Here is a 15,428-nt window from a genome sequence, read left to right as displayed (position 1 = left end):
GAACATGCGAAGAAATCAATTGCGAACAGTAGCCGGTACATACATTTGGGCCGCTCAACCTCGCGTATTGGTGTCTTTGGCCAAAAAATAGGATTGGCACCTTTTTGCAAGGAGTCAATCGAGCTACCGTTTGAACATTCTCATGAAGGAATTTTAGGATTTAGCAACCATGAAAAAAATTTCTAAGCGGGACTTTTTAATTTCTAGTCTCGCGATGTCAGCAGTCGGATTGTCCGGCTGTTCTGATTCCGATTTTATTGGCAGTCCGAGGTCTTCCAACATCCACGTCATTGATCAGGCGAATGCGTCATTCTTAGATCGAAGAACGAGCCCAAGCGGCTTAGACGGTCTCGATGCATGTACAAGGCCAAACGAGCGGTACTACCGCGCCCTCGCCGAAGCTGGTATCGATACGGTTATTCGGTACTTTTCAGATCGAAATAATGCTGGCTTGAACTGCAAGAACCTTACGGTCCGCGAGCGAGACATGTTGTTTGATTATGGTTTCTCGATTGCTGTGGTCTACCAGTACAACGGGAATGTTGCCGGTCGTTATACAGGAGCTCGGGCGCAACAGGATGCGGCTTTCATTCTTGAGCGCGCGCAGGTCATTCGTCCTCCAGATGGCAGCACCATTTACATTGGCGTTGATGGCGACCTCTCTAAGAATTCGATTAGGTCCGTACGCGCGTACTTCACGGAAATAAGACGAATTCTAGGGGGCAGGTTCGAACTAGGAGTGTATGGACCCGGTGTGCATTGCCGTTCTCTCAAAGACGCGGGTCTAGCGCAGTTCTTCTGGGTGCCGGAAGCTCCTGCATGGAACGGAACCCGCGAGTTCATTCGTTCACAAGACTGGACTCTGTATCAAAATAAAACCAACGTAGATCGCTCGAGTTTGACAGCTGGGTTCGGACAAGAAGTGATAATCGATACCAACATCATTAACCCTAAGACGACAGACACTATTGGGGCATTTAGTTCGGACAACAGCATTAAGACGTACGATAGATCAAAGCTAGAACGTGTCGCTTCCTCCCGGTTATGGGTCCAGTCAGATCGACTAGATGTGTTTGACCGACCTGGTGGCAACGTTGTCGATCGGGCATGTATCGCAAGAACCGTGCATGTGTTGCGCATTGATGGAGATTGGGCGTTGGTGGATCTAGACGAGGACGGTACGGCCGAAGGTTATTGCCAAGTGCCAAATCTCTTGCCGTTGAACGATATGCCGCGTTGGAAGAGGAGCGTTTGCTCGCCTCGCAACATTTAACGCGAAATTTGGAAGCCCCTGCCGCATTTTGGAAGGCATGAATCCACTATTGCCTTGGTCGTATAAGCAAAACGGATATGTTCGACAGTCCCGCATGAAGTTCGATACGCAAAGCGCTTTCCTGCATGGGTGTCAGCCTGTCATTGAGGAAGAGCAGCAAGGAGCCGCCGCGTAAGGCGGCTCCTCAGTCAGAAAATTTCGCCCGCCATTTGGCGGGCGGAAATACCATGGCTTGGATTTGTGCGGATTTGCTCAATCGGGTTGAGCAAAACGCCATTCATCTAAACCTTGATCGCGTGTTCAAGGTTTGAGGTGGCGCAACCGGTCCAAGACCGCGCTGCGGATCGACGTGACGAGCACTTCTGGGAATCCTGCGGGAAGCGCAGCGAAAGTCTCGTCCATCGCGGCCTCTGACGTTGCGTGGATGCTTTCGAAGATGTTGGCAATGGCTTTGCGAGATAGGCCGGACGCAAGGCCCGTCTCCATAATGTGACGCCCGATGATATCGCTGACCTTGTAGTGATTTGACTTGCCAAAGCGCATCGCCAGTTTGAAGTCTTTTCTGTTCAACTGGTGCACATCCAACGTTGGTTGAACGGTCAGCACGTCATAGAAGGGCGTCAGCCGGAAACGCCCACCTGGCATCAAGGCGAGACTGAAATTCTTGGCATGTCCATCGGTCGCACCGGTTAGCCAGAACAGGATATTGGACTTGAAAAAATCCAGCCGGTCTTGGGTTGCTTCATCGCTCCCGCGCAAGAGTCCCATGATTTCCGCGATGCCTGGCCCGCCCTCGTTCTGGTATTTTTGGGTTGGCGGCACTGATAGGGCTTGCGCGCAATCTTCTTGCGGCAGGCGGATGAGGCGACCATCTCTCGTCCAGAGCCGGTCAAACCGCTCGATAACTAGAGCCCTGCGTGCGCCGAAGCTGGCCATTTCGGCATTTGCGGCGCGTAGGCCAAAGCCTTCCATCAGTTTCAGGCACAGATATTCATTCTCGACGCTGTTCGACAAATCCATGCCGTTCGGGAGCCGCCCGATCTGCGGCTTGATGATATGCGTTGTCGGTGTGGTGCCCGAAGGCTCTAACCACTTGCCGTCATGCCAGAGAAGGGCAGTTTTTTCCTGTGCGCCTGCCACCGATATCCGGAAGTCTTTTTCTCTCCTGATGCCGAGCGGTGCGACGTCGAGCTCACCCAGCAGCGCCTCGATGTCCGTCTCACTGACCGGATGACCGGTGAGATCGTCGGCGGCTTGCGGTTCTTCACCGTCCGGCAAGAATTGCAGCGCGCCCACACAGTCGCGGCCAATTTCGCTTAGCAGGCTATAGGCGTCCGTGCCCGCCGCGCCAACGCGCTCGGCAACGCGCCCTCTGATAACATCATTGTCCGGTAGCAGATTTTCGAAAACGGCTATGACAGGCGCGCCGACATAACGATCTTCTCGCAGTGGAAGTGACAGGGACACAGGCAAGCGGTGCTCCCAAGCCAGCCAGTCTTGATCATAGACAAAGCTGATCGCGCCCGTGCTTTCGCGCAGGAGTTGGCCAACATGGCGCGCATTTAGAAAGACATTTAACGGCGGATAGCTTCGTTTTCGTCCCATCTTAGAAGATGTCCTCGAAGCTCTCGGTCGAGCCCTTGCTGCGGCTCTGCACCTGAATTTCCAGGTCGAGCGCAGCAAAGATATCGAAAACGGTTTCCAGCTTGGTGCCGGACAAACCGTTTTCAACCTTGGAAATTGTCTCCTGCCAGACCCCGCTGCGCTCCGCGAGCTCTTTCTGCGTCAGCTTCTTTGCCTTGCGGGCTTGGCGGATGGCGTGCCCGATATCATTTGGTGTGCGTGCCAGGTTCTTCATCTGTGACTCCTTCATACCAGTATGATCTTTAAATCATAAAATGTCAATATGATCTGTAGGGCATAAATTGGACTTATGATCTATGGCGCATAAATGGGAAATATGACTTAAAGATCATGAGTGCCCGTGGCGTGCACACCTGGATGACAAAAAAATGCGGCTGACCGTGTGGCCAGCCGCAAAAGATCAGATGCTTGGCGAACGGGCCGCCAATTCATCCTCGATGTTGCGCATCGATGCCAGCGCATCGCGGCGCTGACCGCTGCCGCGCGGAGCTGTTGCAAAGGCGTTGAATGCTTTGGTCAGTAGACCATGCAGTTCTGCCGTGCTGCGGGATGCCGCTTCAAATCGTGAGACGAGTTTCATAGCACTCCTCCTCTTGTTTCAAGGAGGCCCCGAACCACTCAGGGCCTTTCGGCCCGGACACACACAATCATCGGCCAGTGAAGGCGCTGACCGCAGCTGCAGTCACACAGTTGATCGGGTCTAGGTTGGAACTCGCGCGGCTCACGTCGCAAGTGTGACGGGTAGCTTTTCTTGTTCTTACCAGTGCCTGTATTGGGAACCTCCTCAGGTTTAGATGGTTCGTTCCCGTCATCAGGTGTTTCATCCTCATCGTCGGTCTCAGGGTCACCATCATCAAACCCCACCGACGAGGAATCTTTCTCAGTTTCAGATTTTTCGCTCTTTTTTCCGTACTGCGCACGTTGAGCATTCCTAAGCTGGGTCTTTAGGCGCTTGATCTCAGCGGCAAGCACCTTGATCTTGGCAGACAGCGTAGAGTTTGTCGCCTCCGCCTTCACGAAAGCATCTGACAGCTGGATGCCGAGCGTCACAATCTCTGCTGCTGCCGCGCGGACGGCCGGATCAGCGTGCACGGACAAGAGGTCACACTGATAGTGGAGATCGTCGATCATCTGATCGAACTGTCCGCATTCATGACTGGTATTCCCGACTGAAGTCGTCGATAACATTCAGCACCCGGAACCTGCGCCCGTCTTCCAGCGCGTCTGACATGAAGTCGAGCGACCATCTCTGGTTTGGCCCCTGAGGGATCGCCATCGGTGTCCTGGTGCCCACTGCGCACTTGCGTCCGCCCCGTTTACGAACGGTTAGTGCCACCATGCGCCCAGCAGTAGTCGAAAGCGCGGGGCGGGACCTTAGCTTGGACGAACTTGTTGCATGTCCGGCAGACATACTTCGGATAGGTCAAGACGGCAGAACCACCAATACGCCAGATTGACATGGACCTCTTCACAGGGGCGGCGCTCCGACCGAATGCCTTGGCAGTAGCCCAGCAACAGCATCCGGATCATCAACTCAGGATCAATCGCGGGACGACCATGCGAGCTATAAGACGGGGCCAAAAGCGGTCGAACGTCGGACAGGTCTAGAAACCGATCAATGCCGCGCAACGGATGATCGCCAGGCACAAACTCTTCAATCGAGAATTCGTAAAACAGCGCACCTTGCGCCATCTGTCTTGGTCCCATCATCGCCACACCTCCACTCTCAAAACGAGTGAATCAGCGCCAAGCCGACCAATCAACGGACTTTTTCAACACTATGCGGACTCCGCCGACAGTCGATTTTTTTGACCTCGCTGACGCAGCATCGCCTTGCAGGCGCGGCGTATCATTCTCTGAGTTGCAGCCGTTGTCGCCAAAGCGCCCGTTCGCGTGGGTCGTTTGATTTTGATAGGTGCCTTACATTCATTGCGGCCTGAAGATGGTCTGAGACGGTCATAAGCAAAACAGGCGGCGCGCTGGTCACGCAGTGTTAAGACGGAACTTCAGGAATCTCTCTCCGCCGTAGTCGACATCGCCAACGTGCTCAGCACCTAGTCTTCCGAGCGCTCCAAGGTTCTTCCGGGATGGTGGCAGCAGAAACGTCACAAATGGAATGCGGTCGTCGGCGATGGCGAAATCTATGGCTTTTTTCGAGATGCGCCTGCCTAGGCCAAACGCATCCGGCCGCAAAACAAGCCCGAAATCCCACTCGTCACCTTCTTTCTGAAAACCGCCCCACCCAATGTATTTGCCGTCGGCCATTCTTGGTCGCTGTGCTATTATATGACGGGCCTACGGCTTTGTAAGAGGCCTCCGACGCTTTCACACTATGATTCCAGCGCCGGAGCCATTTGTCAGAGATTGTCCAGGTACTCTTCTTCGAGTTTGGTACGCAAGTCGGCCAGTTCGCCGCTATCGGCCATGCCCTTGATGATCGCATCCACCACCGGCACAACATCCTTCTTGGATTCGTGGACGTAGTGGAACAACGGCTGATCATTGAGTGCCGGCTTCACGTCTTCGATACCTTCGACGTTCAGCTGCCGGATCGACGCCAAACCATCAAGATAGCTGGTTAACGCCAGATCTGCGCGCCCTGCAGCGACCAGTTTGAACATGGCGGCAGGATCACTCACCTCGTTGACGTCTGAAATACCTTCGGTGATCGCGTGAGTATGCAAAACCCCGGTGACGATCACGTTTGAATACTTGTTGAGGTCGTCTTTTGTCGTCAGCGAAATGTCCGAGCCGCTTTTCTTGAAGGCTACGGTTTGCAGGCTGGACAGCGCAGTTGGCACACGAATGAGCGACTTGACGTTCTCACCAAGCGCAAACACGCGCAGCGTTTCGCCATCCATTGCGCCCGAAGACGCTTGCTGCAAAGCCCGCTTTCCAGGCATCGGAGTGACAGAGATTTCAATCTCGGCGCGCTTGTACACCTCTTTCAGTAATTTTTCGCCGACGGCTTGCTCGGCTAGGCCGTCGATCCGCACAAATTTGTAAGGCCCCATGCCCGCCCGAGCGAGATTTGGAACGACAGTCGAAGCCATCGCGCCACCCAATACACCGAGTGCGCCGCGCCTTGATAGATTGTTCATGTTTGTCTCCGTCTTAGGGTAAATCGCGTGCCTAAGTGCACACCAAAAAAGTGCCATTTGGCTGCCGCTTCCTAGCAAAGCGGTTATGAATGCTGGGTTAAGCGATACCGCGAAACGAGCACCCGGGCGTTAGCAAGATCGAAAGCTCTTCTGGCTAAGCCCCACGAGTAATCTGAATGGAGTGAAGCCATGCTTCAGCTGTCGATCAAACAAAAACTACTGATCCCTGCTCAAGTCTCTTTGCTGGTCCTCGTTCTGGGGCTGACCTTCTTTTGGGCGACGCGGTATAGCAACGAGCTCTATGATGGCTTTGACAGCGAGATTCAGTCCGCAAAGAGCTTCATCACGCCTTCATTGGTTGAGGCTGTTTGGGACTTCAACACCGATGTGATCGAGAAATCTGTCTATGGCTTGGCCCGGGTTTCCTCGTTCGAATTTGCACGGGTCGTTTCGTCTGGCGAAGTCATGACCGAAATGACACATGGCGAGGAATGGAGACCGACTTGGGATTCGTTGATCGAGCAAATGCCAAAGGAAACCGATCGGGAGACTTCTTTTTACGATGGCTCCTTGCACATATACAATACGCCGCTTTTGCAGGAAGACGGAAACCAAATTGGCACCTTGATCTCAGGTTATACATCTTCACCGATCCAGGCTGAGATACGCACCGCGAATTATCTGGCGGCAGCAATAGGCGCCTTTGCCTTCGTCTGCTTTGGCGTGATGCTTTATCTGGTGTCCTTGTCGGTGACACGACCGCTTCAAAAGACCCTGGGTGTGATCGCGAAACTGCAAGACGGCGAGACCGAGTTCGACACCAATTTGGCGAAAAGAGGTGATGAAATTGGCCTGCTTGGACAGGCATTGGAAGACTTTCGCGACACAATGGTCGAATCAAAGCGGCTTGAGGCCGAAAGACGGCAGGCGGAAGAAGCTCAGCGGGAGCTCGAAAAGGAACGGGAGGAGGACGCCCGTCAACGAGATATGGAGGCCCGACAGGCGGAGGCGGAGAAGGCAGAACGTCAACGCGAACGTTTGGAAAAGGAGCGCCAGCTGGATGCAGAACGTGCTGCGGAAAGCGCCGCACGAGCCGATGAACAAAAAGCCGTTGTCAAAGCCCTTGGGGAAGCCATGCACGCGCTGTCCGAAGGCGACCTTGCCTCAAACATCACCGACACTTTCCCGGCGGAGTACGAAAAGCTCCGCACTGATTTCAACAGAGCGGTCGCGAGCCTCTCGGAGGTCGTATCTGCGGTCAAAGGACATTCCATAACCATCCGCAGCGAGGCTTCTGAGATCAGCAGTGCGGCTGACAGCCTGTCCAAGCGGACGGAGAAACAAGCAGCCACCTTGGAAGAGACCGCCGCAGCATTGGACCAAATGACCACGTCGGTGAAGACATCGGCCGAGGGCGCAGGTAAGGCCAGTTCTGTCGCCAACAATGCTCAGGACAGAGCACAGGAAGGTGCTGACATCGCAGATGAAGCCATGGTCGCCATGTCCGAGATCAGAGAGTCATCCGAGCAGATTTCAACCATTACCTCTGTGATTGATGACATCGCCTTTCAGACAAATCTTCTTGCTCTAAATGCTGGCGTAGAAGCGGCGAGAGCTGGCGAATTCGGTCGCGGTTTCGCGGTGGTTGCAACCGAAGTGCGCGCTCTGGCGCATCGGTCAGCGGACGCCGCACGGGAAATCAATGAGTTGGTGTCTTCCTCGGGAACTCAAGTTCAAAGGGGTGTCGAATTGGTTGAAAGAACCGGCGGTGCGCTATCGCAGTTGTCCGAAGCTGTGATTGAAATCTCAAACCGACTTGCAGATATCTCTGCATCCGCAAACGAGCAATCCGCAGGTTTGGGTGAGATCAATAGTTCCGCCAATGAGCTTGATCACGTGACCCAGCAAAATGCCGCAATGTTCGAAGAGACAACAGCTGCGAGTTTTGCCCTGACCTCCGAAGCAGAGGCGCTTGCAAAGGTCGTTTCACGCTTCTCTCTAGGGGAAGATCGGGATGAAAATACGCCCTCCCAAGAGACTTCTGTCGCCGAGTCTGCGTGACCTGAGAACTCTCCATTGCTTGCCTCGTGGTACTTCTATTCTGAGAACAGGGCTTGATATCGTCGCCCGACGGCGGGTTTATGATCTCTTAGTTGGACTATTATGCTCCTACGATTGGATGACTGGCACATTCTAAACTGGGTTGCGACAAATCCCCTATCTAAGCCCTATCACACGGCTGGGCCCAGAGATCGATCTGCCCTCCGCTAAGGATGTCGCGCAGCAAGCGCAAGAGCTGCCGAAGCAGCCCATTGATCCGCGCAATACAGCCTTTGAGAGGCGACTTGCCAAGCTGGTCGCAGCCCAACGGGCGGAGCGTGAGGCGTTGCTCAACCGGCAGGTACGCCAGCGCATCAACGAGATCAAAGCGAGGCAAGCGCGTTTGCCGACAGGGCGGCGCGGCATGCTTGCGCGGGCGACGGGGCAATTTCAAAAGCTTGTCGACCAAATGGCTGCTGATGTAATGGCATCGGAAACCCGTGACCGTATCGCGCAGCAGGCGCTCGTCACAAAACACCTGACAGAACGGCGAGCACTTACCCGTGAAGGTCAATCGCAGGGCCTTTCTTCGGCATTTCTTGCGCAGACAAAAGCCGACCCCAAACAGGCACTGCTTCTAAAGGATGATGGCCTACCCCATTCGCAGGCGCAATTGATTGCGAGACCCGAGCTGGTGCTGGATCATGTCTCACAGACCAAAGCCAGCTTCAAACGTGTCGACGTACTTCGCGCGCTGGCGAAACACATTGATGACCCTTTGGCGCTGCAAACAGCAGCGGGTCAGGCGATGCAATCCTCTGAATTGGTCCGTTTGGCGAGAGACGGCACAACGCCTGCCTTCACGACGCGGGATTATCAGAAGGCCGAACGCGATCTCGATCAAGCCACAAGTGCGATGTCAGCGCGACATGGTTTTGGCGTCTCTGCCGTACACATTGCGTCCGCGACATTGGCGAAGAACCGGGAGACGAAAAAAGCCTTTGGTGGCAAGCTTAGCTTGGAACAGCAGACGGCGTTGCACCATGTTCTCGGCAAGAAACAGCTTTCTTCCGTTGTCGGTCTCGCGGGCGCGGGCAAGAGCACATTGCTGGCGACGGCTCACAATGCCTGGGCCAAGCAAGGCATGACCGTTCATGGGGCCGCACTGGCTGGTAAAGCAGCAGAAGAATTGCAAACCGCCTCCAGCATCCAAAGCCGCACGATCGCTTCATTGGAGTTATCCTGGAAGAATGGATACGAGCCGATTGCCAAAGGTGACGTGCTGGTCATTGATGACGCCCGCTGACGCACAAGACTACAAGCAGCACGCGACTATTTCAGACGCCATTTTCAGGAAGACGGACGATTACAACCAAGCGGGCCTCAAAGGCGGCTCGGTTGAAAACATCCACAAGACATCGGCGCTTGCGACCAAGGATGCACGCAACTCGCCAGAGCAAGAAGCGGTGCGCAAATCCAAACGCCAATATGATGACACGCTGTTTCTTGCACTTCTTCAGCGCGGCGATCTCGATAACTTCGTTGCGGAGAAAACTTTTAGCGGCATGTCAGACGCTGAGATCAATGATGTGGTTGCGCAAATCGAAGCAGAATCCGGCCAAAGCTTCGAAGACTATGCCAAGGACATTCTTGGGGAGAACATGCCGGAGCGTCGTCCGGGCGAGTCCGATGCAGATTACAATCGCCGTGTGCTAACAGCAGTTGCCGAAGAAGTGTTGAATGATGACCTGACCTTCAAGCCTGGCTATGAGAATGACCCGATAGCGCGGATTATCCGCCGTAGCGAAGTGTACAAAGAGGCACAGGGTTATGTCGGCGGCAATAGCACTGGCAAATCACGGGGGTGGTTATGTTGTTGTCGGAATGGAAGAAGTTGGCGACAACCTAAACTCAGTTGTACGACCGGAAGAGATACCAGAAATCACCCAGGACCTAGCGAACGCAGCAGTCGCAAGATATTGCGACCCTGAGTTTCATGTAACTTTGTTTTCAGTAAAGCACCCGAAACAGAGGTGATGCATCCCATAATTTCGATCCTGAGTGATCTGGCGGTGCCAGTCATGAGCAAGAGAGAATGCCCCGGGACGCTGCAAAACCACAGATGCTATATTCGGAAACCTGGACCGCGTAGCGAACCACCGACGACCGGACCAGAATGGCGAGCGTTGTTGGATCGATGCGTGCGAGCCAACCGCGACGATCTTTTGGAGTCACTTCGGGCCATTATGGCGCGCAGCGCGCTGTCAGACGCTGCGACACCTGACGATAGGACAAAGCTCATTGAATTTTGCGACGGTGCCTAACCGATCTGCTGACTCATCCGATCTACACCGGCCACATCTGCTCTGAGCGCTATGGTATCAACTGGCTCAAGGCTCAGCACGAACCGCTGATCACTCTGGAGACCTTCGACAAGGTACAGGAACGCCGCGCAGGCACGGCCAAGGCGCCCAAACGCAAGAACATCGGCGATCACTTTGCACTGCGCGGCATCGCCGTCTGTGACTGCTGCGAGGTACCGCTGCGGTCGTCTTTCACTATCTGCAACGGCGCAGGCGTGGTGGTCGCACAGTTCTACGGCGGCGGAGCGGAGGCACGCGCGCGGGACGCTATCGGCACGACAGTGCTGCTCTCGGTTGCGATTTCTGCTGGCGGTTTCGCCCTTGTGGTGACCCTGTCCGGCCCACTCGCCGCTTGGTCGAGCGACGATCCAGCTATCCAAGCCCTTGCGTTGGAGTATCTCATCCCGGCGAGCGCCATGGTGCTGCCCTACGCCGCCGCCTTCGGCCTCGCGGTGGGACTTCGCAGCGTCGGGCGGCCGGGGCTGGCGACGGCGGCGGCTGTGGTTGGGCTTTCGGCGAACGTGCTGCTCAACTGGGTCCTGATCTTTGGAAACCTCGGTGCGCCTGCCCTCGGCGTGCAGGGCGCGGCCTATGCCTCCGTCCTGTCGTTCGGGATCGAAGCTGTCGTCGTCGCGATTTGCGCCGTGGCCTTGTTCGACCGCCGTCTCTTCGCGCCCGCTCGCCTTCCGGGCTACCTGAACGCAGACACGATGCGGAAGGTGCTGCGCGTGGGTCTGCCGATCGCCGCCGGATCGGTAATCTGGGCCGTGGGCATCTTCATGTATTCCGTCGTCACCGCACAGGCCGGGCCGGAAGCGCTGGCAGTCCTCGGCCTTGTTACCCCGGTCGAGTCGATGGCCATCGCGATTATGATCGGCCTGTCCTCCACCGCGAATGTGATCGTGGGTCAGCAGCTTGGGCGCAGCAACTTCCGCGGCGCTGTAGTGGATGCTACAGCCCTCGTCGCGTGGACGGTGCTAATTGCGCTCGTTGTGGGCGTGGCACTGTGGCTCGCAAAGCCTGCGCTTCTATGGCTCTACGGTGGGGCGGGGGCTTCCGTTCTGGCCGTCACCGACGACGTGTTCGACGTCCTCGCCTGCGTCCTCGTCATCCGTGCGATCAACGTCACCCTTGTGGTGGGCGTGCTGCGCGCGGGCGCAGACACGATCTCGCCCATCGTCATGGACGTCTCTGCACAATGGCTCGTCGCGATCCCTCTGACAGCGGCGGCCGTCCTATGGCTCGGGTTGCCCTTCCCGTGGGTGTTCCTCGCCATCAATGCCGAGGAGATGGCGCGCCTCGGTATGGCGCTCTGGCGGGTCACAAGGTTCGGATGGTTACGGAGAATCCGGGCATAGGAGACGTGACCGCTCCGCGTGGGATGCCCTTGCTGGAGGACGTGTTGCACAAACCAGCGTTGTGCAACTCGACGTTTGCGCACATGCTTCCAGGACCTTAGTGCGGGACATTGCCGTCATTCGTTGTTTCCCAAAGAAGGACTGCTTATCCGGGAAAGCTGATTTCACTGGCCGCAACACTGCTTATCAAACCACCAGTGTTCACAGCACGATAAATAGATCGTGGCGGGCGGGCGGCCTCGTCAATATGTCGGTGAACCCAGCTTCTGGTTTCCATCGTCTTCAACGACTGCGACAAGGCGCGATCCGTAATTGTACGCAGGTTTCGTTTGATCTCATTGAAGTGACGCGGCCGATGGATTGCAGTCAGAACCGGCAAGGTCCAGGAACGCCGGAGCAAATCTTGATCTCCCTCAGCAGTGACACTTTGAATTTTGTTGGCAAGAGCAGCTGCGGAAACTCCAAGCTCTGTTAGTCGAAATTCTGGGCGCAGCGGATGGCCATAGCCGGGGTTTCGTTCCAGCAGTCCGATCGAGATGAGGTGATCCATGCTTTGCGCGAAAGCAGTCCTGCTCGCTCCGGTGGCAGCAAGTAGCGGCGCTTGTCTTCCGGCAATGCCTACATGCAGGCTCGACAGAATAGGAATGGCCCAAGCCCTTGAGGTGGTGTTGACAAAGGTTCTTATGTCCATAAAGTATAGTTAATATATTCGTGTACATAAGGGAAGGCCATGTCACTCATCTCACTGGAAGAAACCATCACCATCGCGCTGTCGGTCAAAGACCGCCATGCAAGTGCTGAATGGTACGGCAGTATGCTTGGGTTTGAAACGATCTACCATGCGGATGAGGTCGGGTGGTCAGAGCTTCAGACAAAAATGATCGGCGTGACAATCGGTCTGGGCGAACACACGGAACCTGTACCTGGAAACTGTGTTCCTGTCTTTGGTATCGCTGATCTGGATGTGGCGCGGCAAAAAATGGAACAGGCCGAAGTTAAATTTGACGGCGAAACCGATGTTGTTGAAGGCATGGTGAAGACAGCGACCTTTTATGATCCCGACGGCAACGCGATGATGCTTGCCCAGGATTTGACCGGCGCCGCAGAATAGTGTGCTGGGTCGTTTTCCTTTAGCTTTTGCTTGAAGTCTCTGCAGCATCAGTGAATTTGTGCTCGCTGCGGACTTTGGCGCGCGGAGGAACAGGGGAGTCCGGCATATGTTGCACAAACCAGGATTTTTTCACGAACTGCAATGACCGGTTTGGCGGCAAGGTCGCGCAAAAAGGGAACGGCGTGCTGCGATTGCGAAGGCATGCTGCGTCAGCGAAGGTCGAAAATTCGAGGTCGGGTTTGTCCCGCGATACGTGAATTCACGGCCCCTTGAAATTTGCAGTCGCAGCGAAGGTCCGGTCTCACGGGCCGCAGCGCGGCGAAGGCGGGCACTGGCCAATGACGGCTTTGGGCCGGTTTCACCTCTACTTGGCCTCCCACTTTGAACTAGCTCGCCGCTAACGCACACCCGCGCACCTAGGATTGGAGGGATGCGCGAAGTCGTCTGCCCGAAAATGATCCGAGACATGAAAGTTGTAGACTTCCGCAGGATCCTTCAGCATTCTTCGCACAGTTATTTATCAAAATTCGTTTTAGGGGACCGCTATGAAAATCATGAACTGGAATATCGAATGGATGAATCGCTGGTTCTCTGGCAATCACAATCCTGCCTGGGGCAGTAACTCATTGAGCGAAGCAGATGCACGGGTCGTAGCTCAGAGGGTTGCCAACATAGTCAAAGCTACCGACCCAGATATCTTGTGCATCCAGGAAGGACCGAGCGCTATCCAGGAAATGAACTTATTCATTTCGGATTTTCTTTCTGAGAACGGTGACCCGCTTTACGAGGCGCTGATTGGAAAAGCTGGCGGATCGCAAAAGCTATACGTGCTCAAAAAAATAGGCGGTGGTGTTGCGGATTTTGATCATGCCACGGACACGGTGACACATGAACTAGAAGAAGTGTGGCAAGCCGACGTGGATGGGGACCTCCTGTTGCAGCCCTACGACTTTACTCGGGCGCCTATGGTTGTCGACATCAATCCTGTCGCGGGCGATCCTATTCGGATCGTCAACCTTCACACCAAATCGAAATATGTTCATAACGGCGAGAGTCTATTCAATAATCCTGCACGTCGTCACGAGTTCATCGCCTCTGCGATGAAAGCACGGCGACGAATTTCTGCAGAAGGCTTCCGTCTCAGAACGTACCTCGATCAATTGGTGCAGAATGAGCCATCCGAACGTATTATCGTTACTGGAGATTGGAACGATGGTCCTGGTCCAGATTTCTTTGAGCGACAATACCTTACCCACAATGTTGCAGATATCGTGCTGGGAAGCACGTTCTATCCCGACTTGATATTTCGTCATCCCGTATTGGAAAGGGTACCAACAAATGCCCTATTTACCTCGCGTTTCGACGATTTTGTAGATGGAATACAAGATCGCCCCCTTTTGTTGGATCACTTCGCGGTTTCGCCGGGTTTATATGATGATGTGCAAGACGCAGGTATCGCGCATTCCGAATTTGAGAGTGAACTAGAAGGAAGCGGGGTCAGCCGAACCCAAAGAGCAAGTGATCATCGACCAATCTGGCTGGAGATTTGAAAAATAACAGCCTGCCTTGCTCGGATTGAAGTTATCGGACCAATCTAACGCCAGCGCATCGGCCAGGTTGGTAATCAGGTACGAGTTATACAGCTGCGCGGCAAGACAGTGCGTTTTGCGTTCGTGACGAACATCGGGAACTCGGGCAGCAAACGCAGCGTTTGAAAGTATTGCCCAATGTCGGCTTTTGGTCGTCTTGACTCTGTTGACTTCAATTATGTCCTTTGGGGGGGCGCCCAAACGTTTTGAGGAAGAAATGACAGACCTGGAAGCATTCAAGACCAAGTCGGATATTGCCGTTAGTTGGCTTTCTTTGATTGGTGTGGGCGCTGCGGTGCTCTTTGGAATTAGCGAGTATCAAGAAAGTACTTCGAAAAGGATCGATGACGCACAACGCACCACCTTGGAGTTCATATCTCGCTATAACCAAGAGGGTGTTCTACAAGCCCGCTCTGACGTTCAGCGCTCAATTGACACACTTGGCGAGGCTCTCTCAAAGAAGTTGGCTGGGATGACCTCCTTGGAGGCGATCAATGAAATCGTTTCACGTCATTATCGTGAACAAACCTCCGCTCAACTAAGATCTGATGAATCCTATCAAGACGCATTGCTTGTGGTGCGGTTTTTTGATGAGCTCTTCGTTTGCGTGGATACTGGCCTTTGCGAAAGAAACTCGGCAGAGCGCTTCTTTACGGACGAGGCTTACCAATACCATTTGGTTCTGCAGGCGGAAATTGAGCATATCCAACTTACCCGCCCGCGTTTTGGGTTAGGTTTGGAGCAAATGCGAGTGTCGTCTTCCGCTCTGTGAACGACCGCTATGCGGGTGCAATTGCAGCATCTTGACGGGTTGTTGAAAGGCCGCTAATGGGATGTACCGGCTGCTTCACCCAGCACGGTAGGCTCTGCCTATTTCTGCAAACTGGAGAAGTAGCATGGCGAAGACAGATTTTGATGAACTGATGTCGATTGGTATCGATATTGGCAA

The 15,428-nt window shown here is 54.6% G+C and carries 15 protein-coding genes and 3 pseudogenes; 9 read left to right on the top strand and 9 right to left on the bottom strand.

What is annotated here, in order from left to right; all coding sequences use genetic code 11:
• Nucleotides 1-169 precede the first annotated feature (169 nt).
• A complete protein-coding gene (locus So717_RS03935; protein ID WP_159974923.1) occupies nt 170-1,273 on the top strand; it encodes a glycoside hydrolase domain-containing protein in 1,104 nt (367 codons plus the stop codon).
• A gap of 125 nt (nt 1,274-1,398) precedes the next feature.
• Nucleotides 1,399-1,584 (top strand): hypothetical protein, encoded by a 186-nt coding sequence (locus tag So717_RS03930; RefSeq protein WP_159974922.1) that lies wholly within the window; start codon nt 1,399-1,401, stop codon nt 1,582-1,584.
• Here So717_RS03930 and So717_RS03925 read toward each other — a convergent pair.
• The 8 genes and pseudogenes from So717_RS03925 to So717_RS03890 form a co-directional block, all read right to left on the bottom strand.
• A complete protein-coding gene (locus So717_RS03925; protein ID WP_306439495.1) occupies nt 1,574-2,956 on the bottom strand; it encodes a type II toxin-antitoxin system HipA family toxin in 1,383 nt (460 codons plus the stop codon). The two genes, So717_RS03930 and So717_RS03925, sit on opposite strands and share 11 nt — an antisense overlap.
• Nucleotides 2,880-3,131 carry a helix-turn-helix domain-containing protein gene (locus So717_RS03920; protein WP_159974921.1) on the bottom strand — a complete coding sequence of 84 codons (252 nt, stop codon included), beginning with the start codon at nt 3,129-3,131 and terminating at the stop codon, nt 2,880-2,882. The genes So717_RS03925 and So717_RS03920 overlap by 77 nt, the downstream gene beginning before the upstream one ends.
• Before the next feature lie 186 nt (nt 3,132-3,317).
• On the bottom strand, nt 3,318-3,497 hold the full coding sequence (locus tag So717_RS03915; RefSeq protein WP_159974920.1) for a hypothetical protein: 180 nt from the start codon (nt 3,495-3,497) through the stop codon (nt 3,318-3,320).
• 38 nt (nt 3,498-3,535) lie between these two features.
• Nucleotides 3,536-4,048, bottom strand: a complete 513-nt coding sequence (locus tag So717_RS03910; protein WP_159974919.1) for an IS66 family transposase — start codon at nt 4,046-4,048, stop codon at nt 3,536-3,538.
• Between the two features lie 31 nt (nt 4,049-4,079).
• Nucleotides 4,080-4,247 (bottom strand): annotated as a pseudogene (locus So717_RS03905) (IS3 family transposase); the annotation flags it as partial.
• Nucleotides 4,248-4,330: 83 nt separating this feature from the next.
• Nucleotides 4,331-4,627, bottom strand: a pseudogene (locus So717_RS03900) (transposase); the annotation flags it as partial.
• 273 nt (nt 4,628-4,900) lie between these two features.
• Nucleotides 4,901-5,176, bottom strand: a pseudogene (locus tag So717_RS03895) (hypothetical protein); the annotation flags it as partial.
• 98 nt (nt 5,177-5,274) lie between these two features.
• Nucleotides 5,275-6,018: a substrate-binding periplasmic protein gene (locus So717_RS03890; protein ID WP_159974918.1), complete on the bottom strand. Its 744-nt coding sequence runs from the start codon at nt 6,016-6,018 to the stop codon at nt 5,275-5,277.
• Between the two features lie 189 nt (nt 6,019-6,207).
• Between So717_RS03890 and So717_RS03885 the strand changes: the two genes are divergently transcribed.
• From So717_RS03885 to So717_RS03870, 4 genes are all read left to right on the top strand, one after another.
• Nucleotides 6,208-8,079: a methyl-accepting chemotaxis protein gene (locus So717_RS03885; RefSeq protein ID WP_159974917.1), complete on the top strand. Its 1,872-nt coding sequence runs from the start codon at nt 6,208-6,210 to the stop codon at nt 8,077-8,079.
• A gap of 142 nt (nt 8,080-8,221) precedes the next feature.
• Nucleotides 8,222-9,364, top strand: coding sequence for an AAA family ATPase (locus So717_RS03880; RefSeq protein WP_159974916.1), 1,143 nt, complete (start codon nt 8,222-8,224; stop codon nt 9,362-9,364).
• Complete coding sequence (locus tag So717_RS03875; RefSeq protein WP_159974915.1) at nt 9,351-10,049, top strand: hypothetical protein; 699 nt, start codon at nt 9,351-9,353, stop codon at nt 10,047-10,049. The genes So717_RS03880 and So717_RS03875 overlap by 14 nt, the downstream gene beginning before the upstream one ends.
• A gap of 317 nt (nt 10,050-10,366) precedes the next feature.
• Entirely contained in the window at nt 10,367-11,779 is a 1,413-nt protein-coding gene (locus tag So717_RS03870) for an MATE family efflux transporter (RefSeq protein WP_159974914.1), read from the top strand.
• Between the two features lie 145 nt (nt 11,780-11,924).
• Here the strand turns inward: So717_RS03870 and So717_RS03865 are convergent, their stop codons facing one another.
• Nucleotides 11,925-12,470, bottom strand: a complete 546-nt coding sequence (locus So717_RS03865) for a winged helix-turn-helix transcriptional regulator (RefSeq protein ID WP_159974913.1) — start codon at nt 12,468-12,470, stop codon at nt 11,925-11,927.
• Between the two features lie 39 nt (nt 12,471-12,509).
• Here So717_RS03865 and So717_RS03860 point away from each other — a divergent pair, with 39 nt between their 5' ends.
• From So717_RS03860 to So717_RS03850, 3 genes are all read left to right on the top strand, one after another.
• Complete coding sequence (locus So717_RS03860; protein ID WP_159974912.1) at nt 12,510-12,890, top strand: VOC family protein; 381 nt, start codon at nt 12,510-12,512, stop codon at nt 12,888-12,890.
• 545 nt (nt 12,891-13,435) lie between these two features.
• Nucleotides 13,436-14,440 carry an endonuclease/exonuclease/phosphatase family protein gene (locus So717_RS03855; RefSeq protein ID WP_159974911.1) on the top strand — a complete coding sequence of 335 codons (1,005 nt, stop codon included), beginning with the start codon at nt 13,436-13,438 and terminating at the stop codon, nt 14,438-14,440.
• 256 nt (nt 14,441-14,696) lie between these two features.
• The gene (locus So717_RS03850) at nt 14,697-15,251 is read left to right on the top strand and encodes a hypothetical protein (protein ID WP_159974910.1); all 555 of its coding nucleotides are present in this window, start codon (nt 14,697-14,699) and stop codon (nt 15,249-15,251) included.
• Nucleotides 15,252-15,428: the final 177 nt, after the last annotated feature.

It is taken from the genome of Roseobacter cerasinus (assembly GCF_009811755.1).
Lineage (GTDB): Bacteria > Pseudomonadota > Alphaproteobacteria > Rhodobacterales > Rhodobacteraceae > Roseobacter > Roseobacter cerasinus.
This window is presented reverse-complemented; position numbering and strand designations above follow the sequence as displayed.

Bases quoted from the DNA above. Each gene is read 5' to 3' on its own strand.
- So717_RS03920 (WP_159974921.1), bottom strand. From the start codon at position 3,131: ATGAAGAACCTGGCACGCACACCAAATGATATCGGGCACGCCATCCGC.
- So717_RS03850 (WP_159974910.1), top strand. From the start codon at position 14,697: ATGACAGACCTGGAAGCATTCAAGACCAAGTCGGATATTGCCGTTAGT.
- So717_RS03910 (WP_159974919.1), bottom strand. From the start codon at position 4,048: ATGATCGACGATCTCCACTATCAGTGTGACCTCTTGTCCGTGCACGCT.
- So717_RS03915 (WP_159974920.1), bottom strand. From the start codon at position 3,497: ATGAAACTCGTCTCACGATTTGAAGCGGCATCCCGCAGCACGGCAGAA.
- So717_RS03860 (WP_159974912.1), top strand. From the start codon at position 12,510: ATGTCACTCATCTCACTGGAAGAAACCATCACCATCGCGCTGTCGGTC.
- So717_RS03930 (WP_159974922.1), top strand. From the start codon at position 1,399: ATGGGTGTCAGCCTGTCATTGAGGAAGAGCAGCAAGGAGCCGCCGCGT.
- So717_RS03855 (WP_159974911.1), top strand. From the start codon at position 13,436: ATGAAAATCATGAACTGGAATATCGAATGGATGAATCGCTGGTTCTCT.
- So717_RS03875 (WP_159974915.1), top strand. From the start codon at position 9,351: ATGACGCCCGCTGACGCACAAGACTACAAGCAGCACGCGACTATTTCA.
- So717_RS03885 (WP_159974917.1), top strand. From the start codon at position 6,208: ATGCTTCAGCTGTCGATCAAACAAAAACTACTGATCCCTGCTCAAGTC.
- So717_RS03865 (WP_159974913.1), bottom strand. From the start codon at position 12,470: ATGGACATAAGAACCTTTGTCAACACCACCTCAAGGGCTTGGGCCATT.
- So717_RS03935 (WP_159974923.1), top strand. From the start codon at position 170: ATGAAAAAAATTTCTAAGCGGGACTTTTTAATTTCTAGTCTCGCGATG.
- So717_RS03890 (WP_159974918.1), bottom strand. From the start codon at position 6,018: ATGAACAATCTATCAAGGCGCGGCGCACTCGGTGTATTGGGTGGCGCG.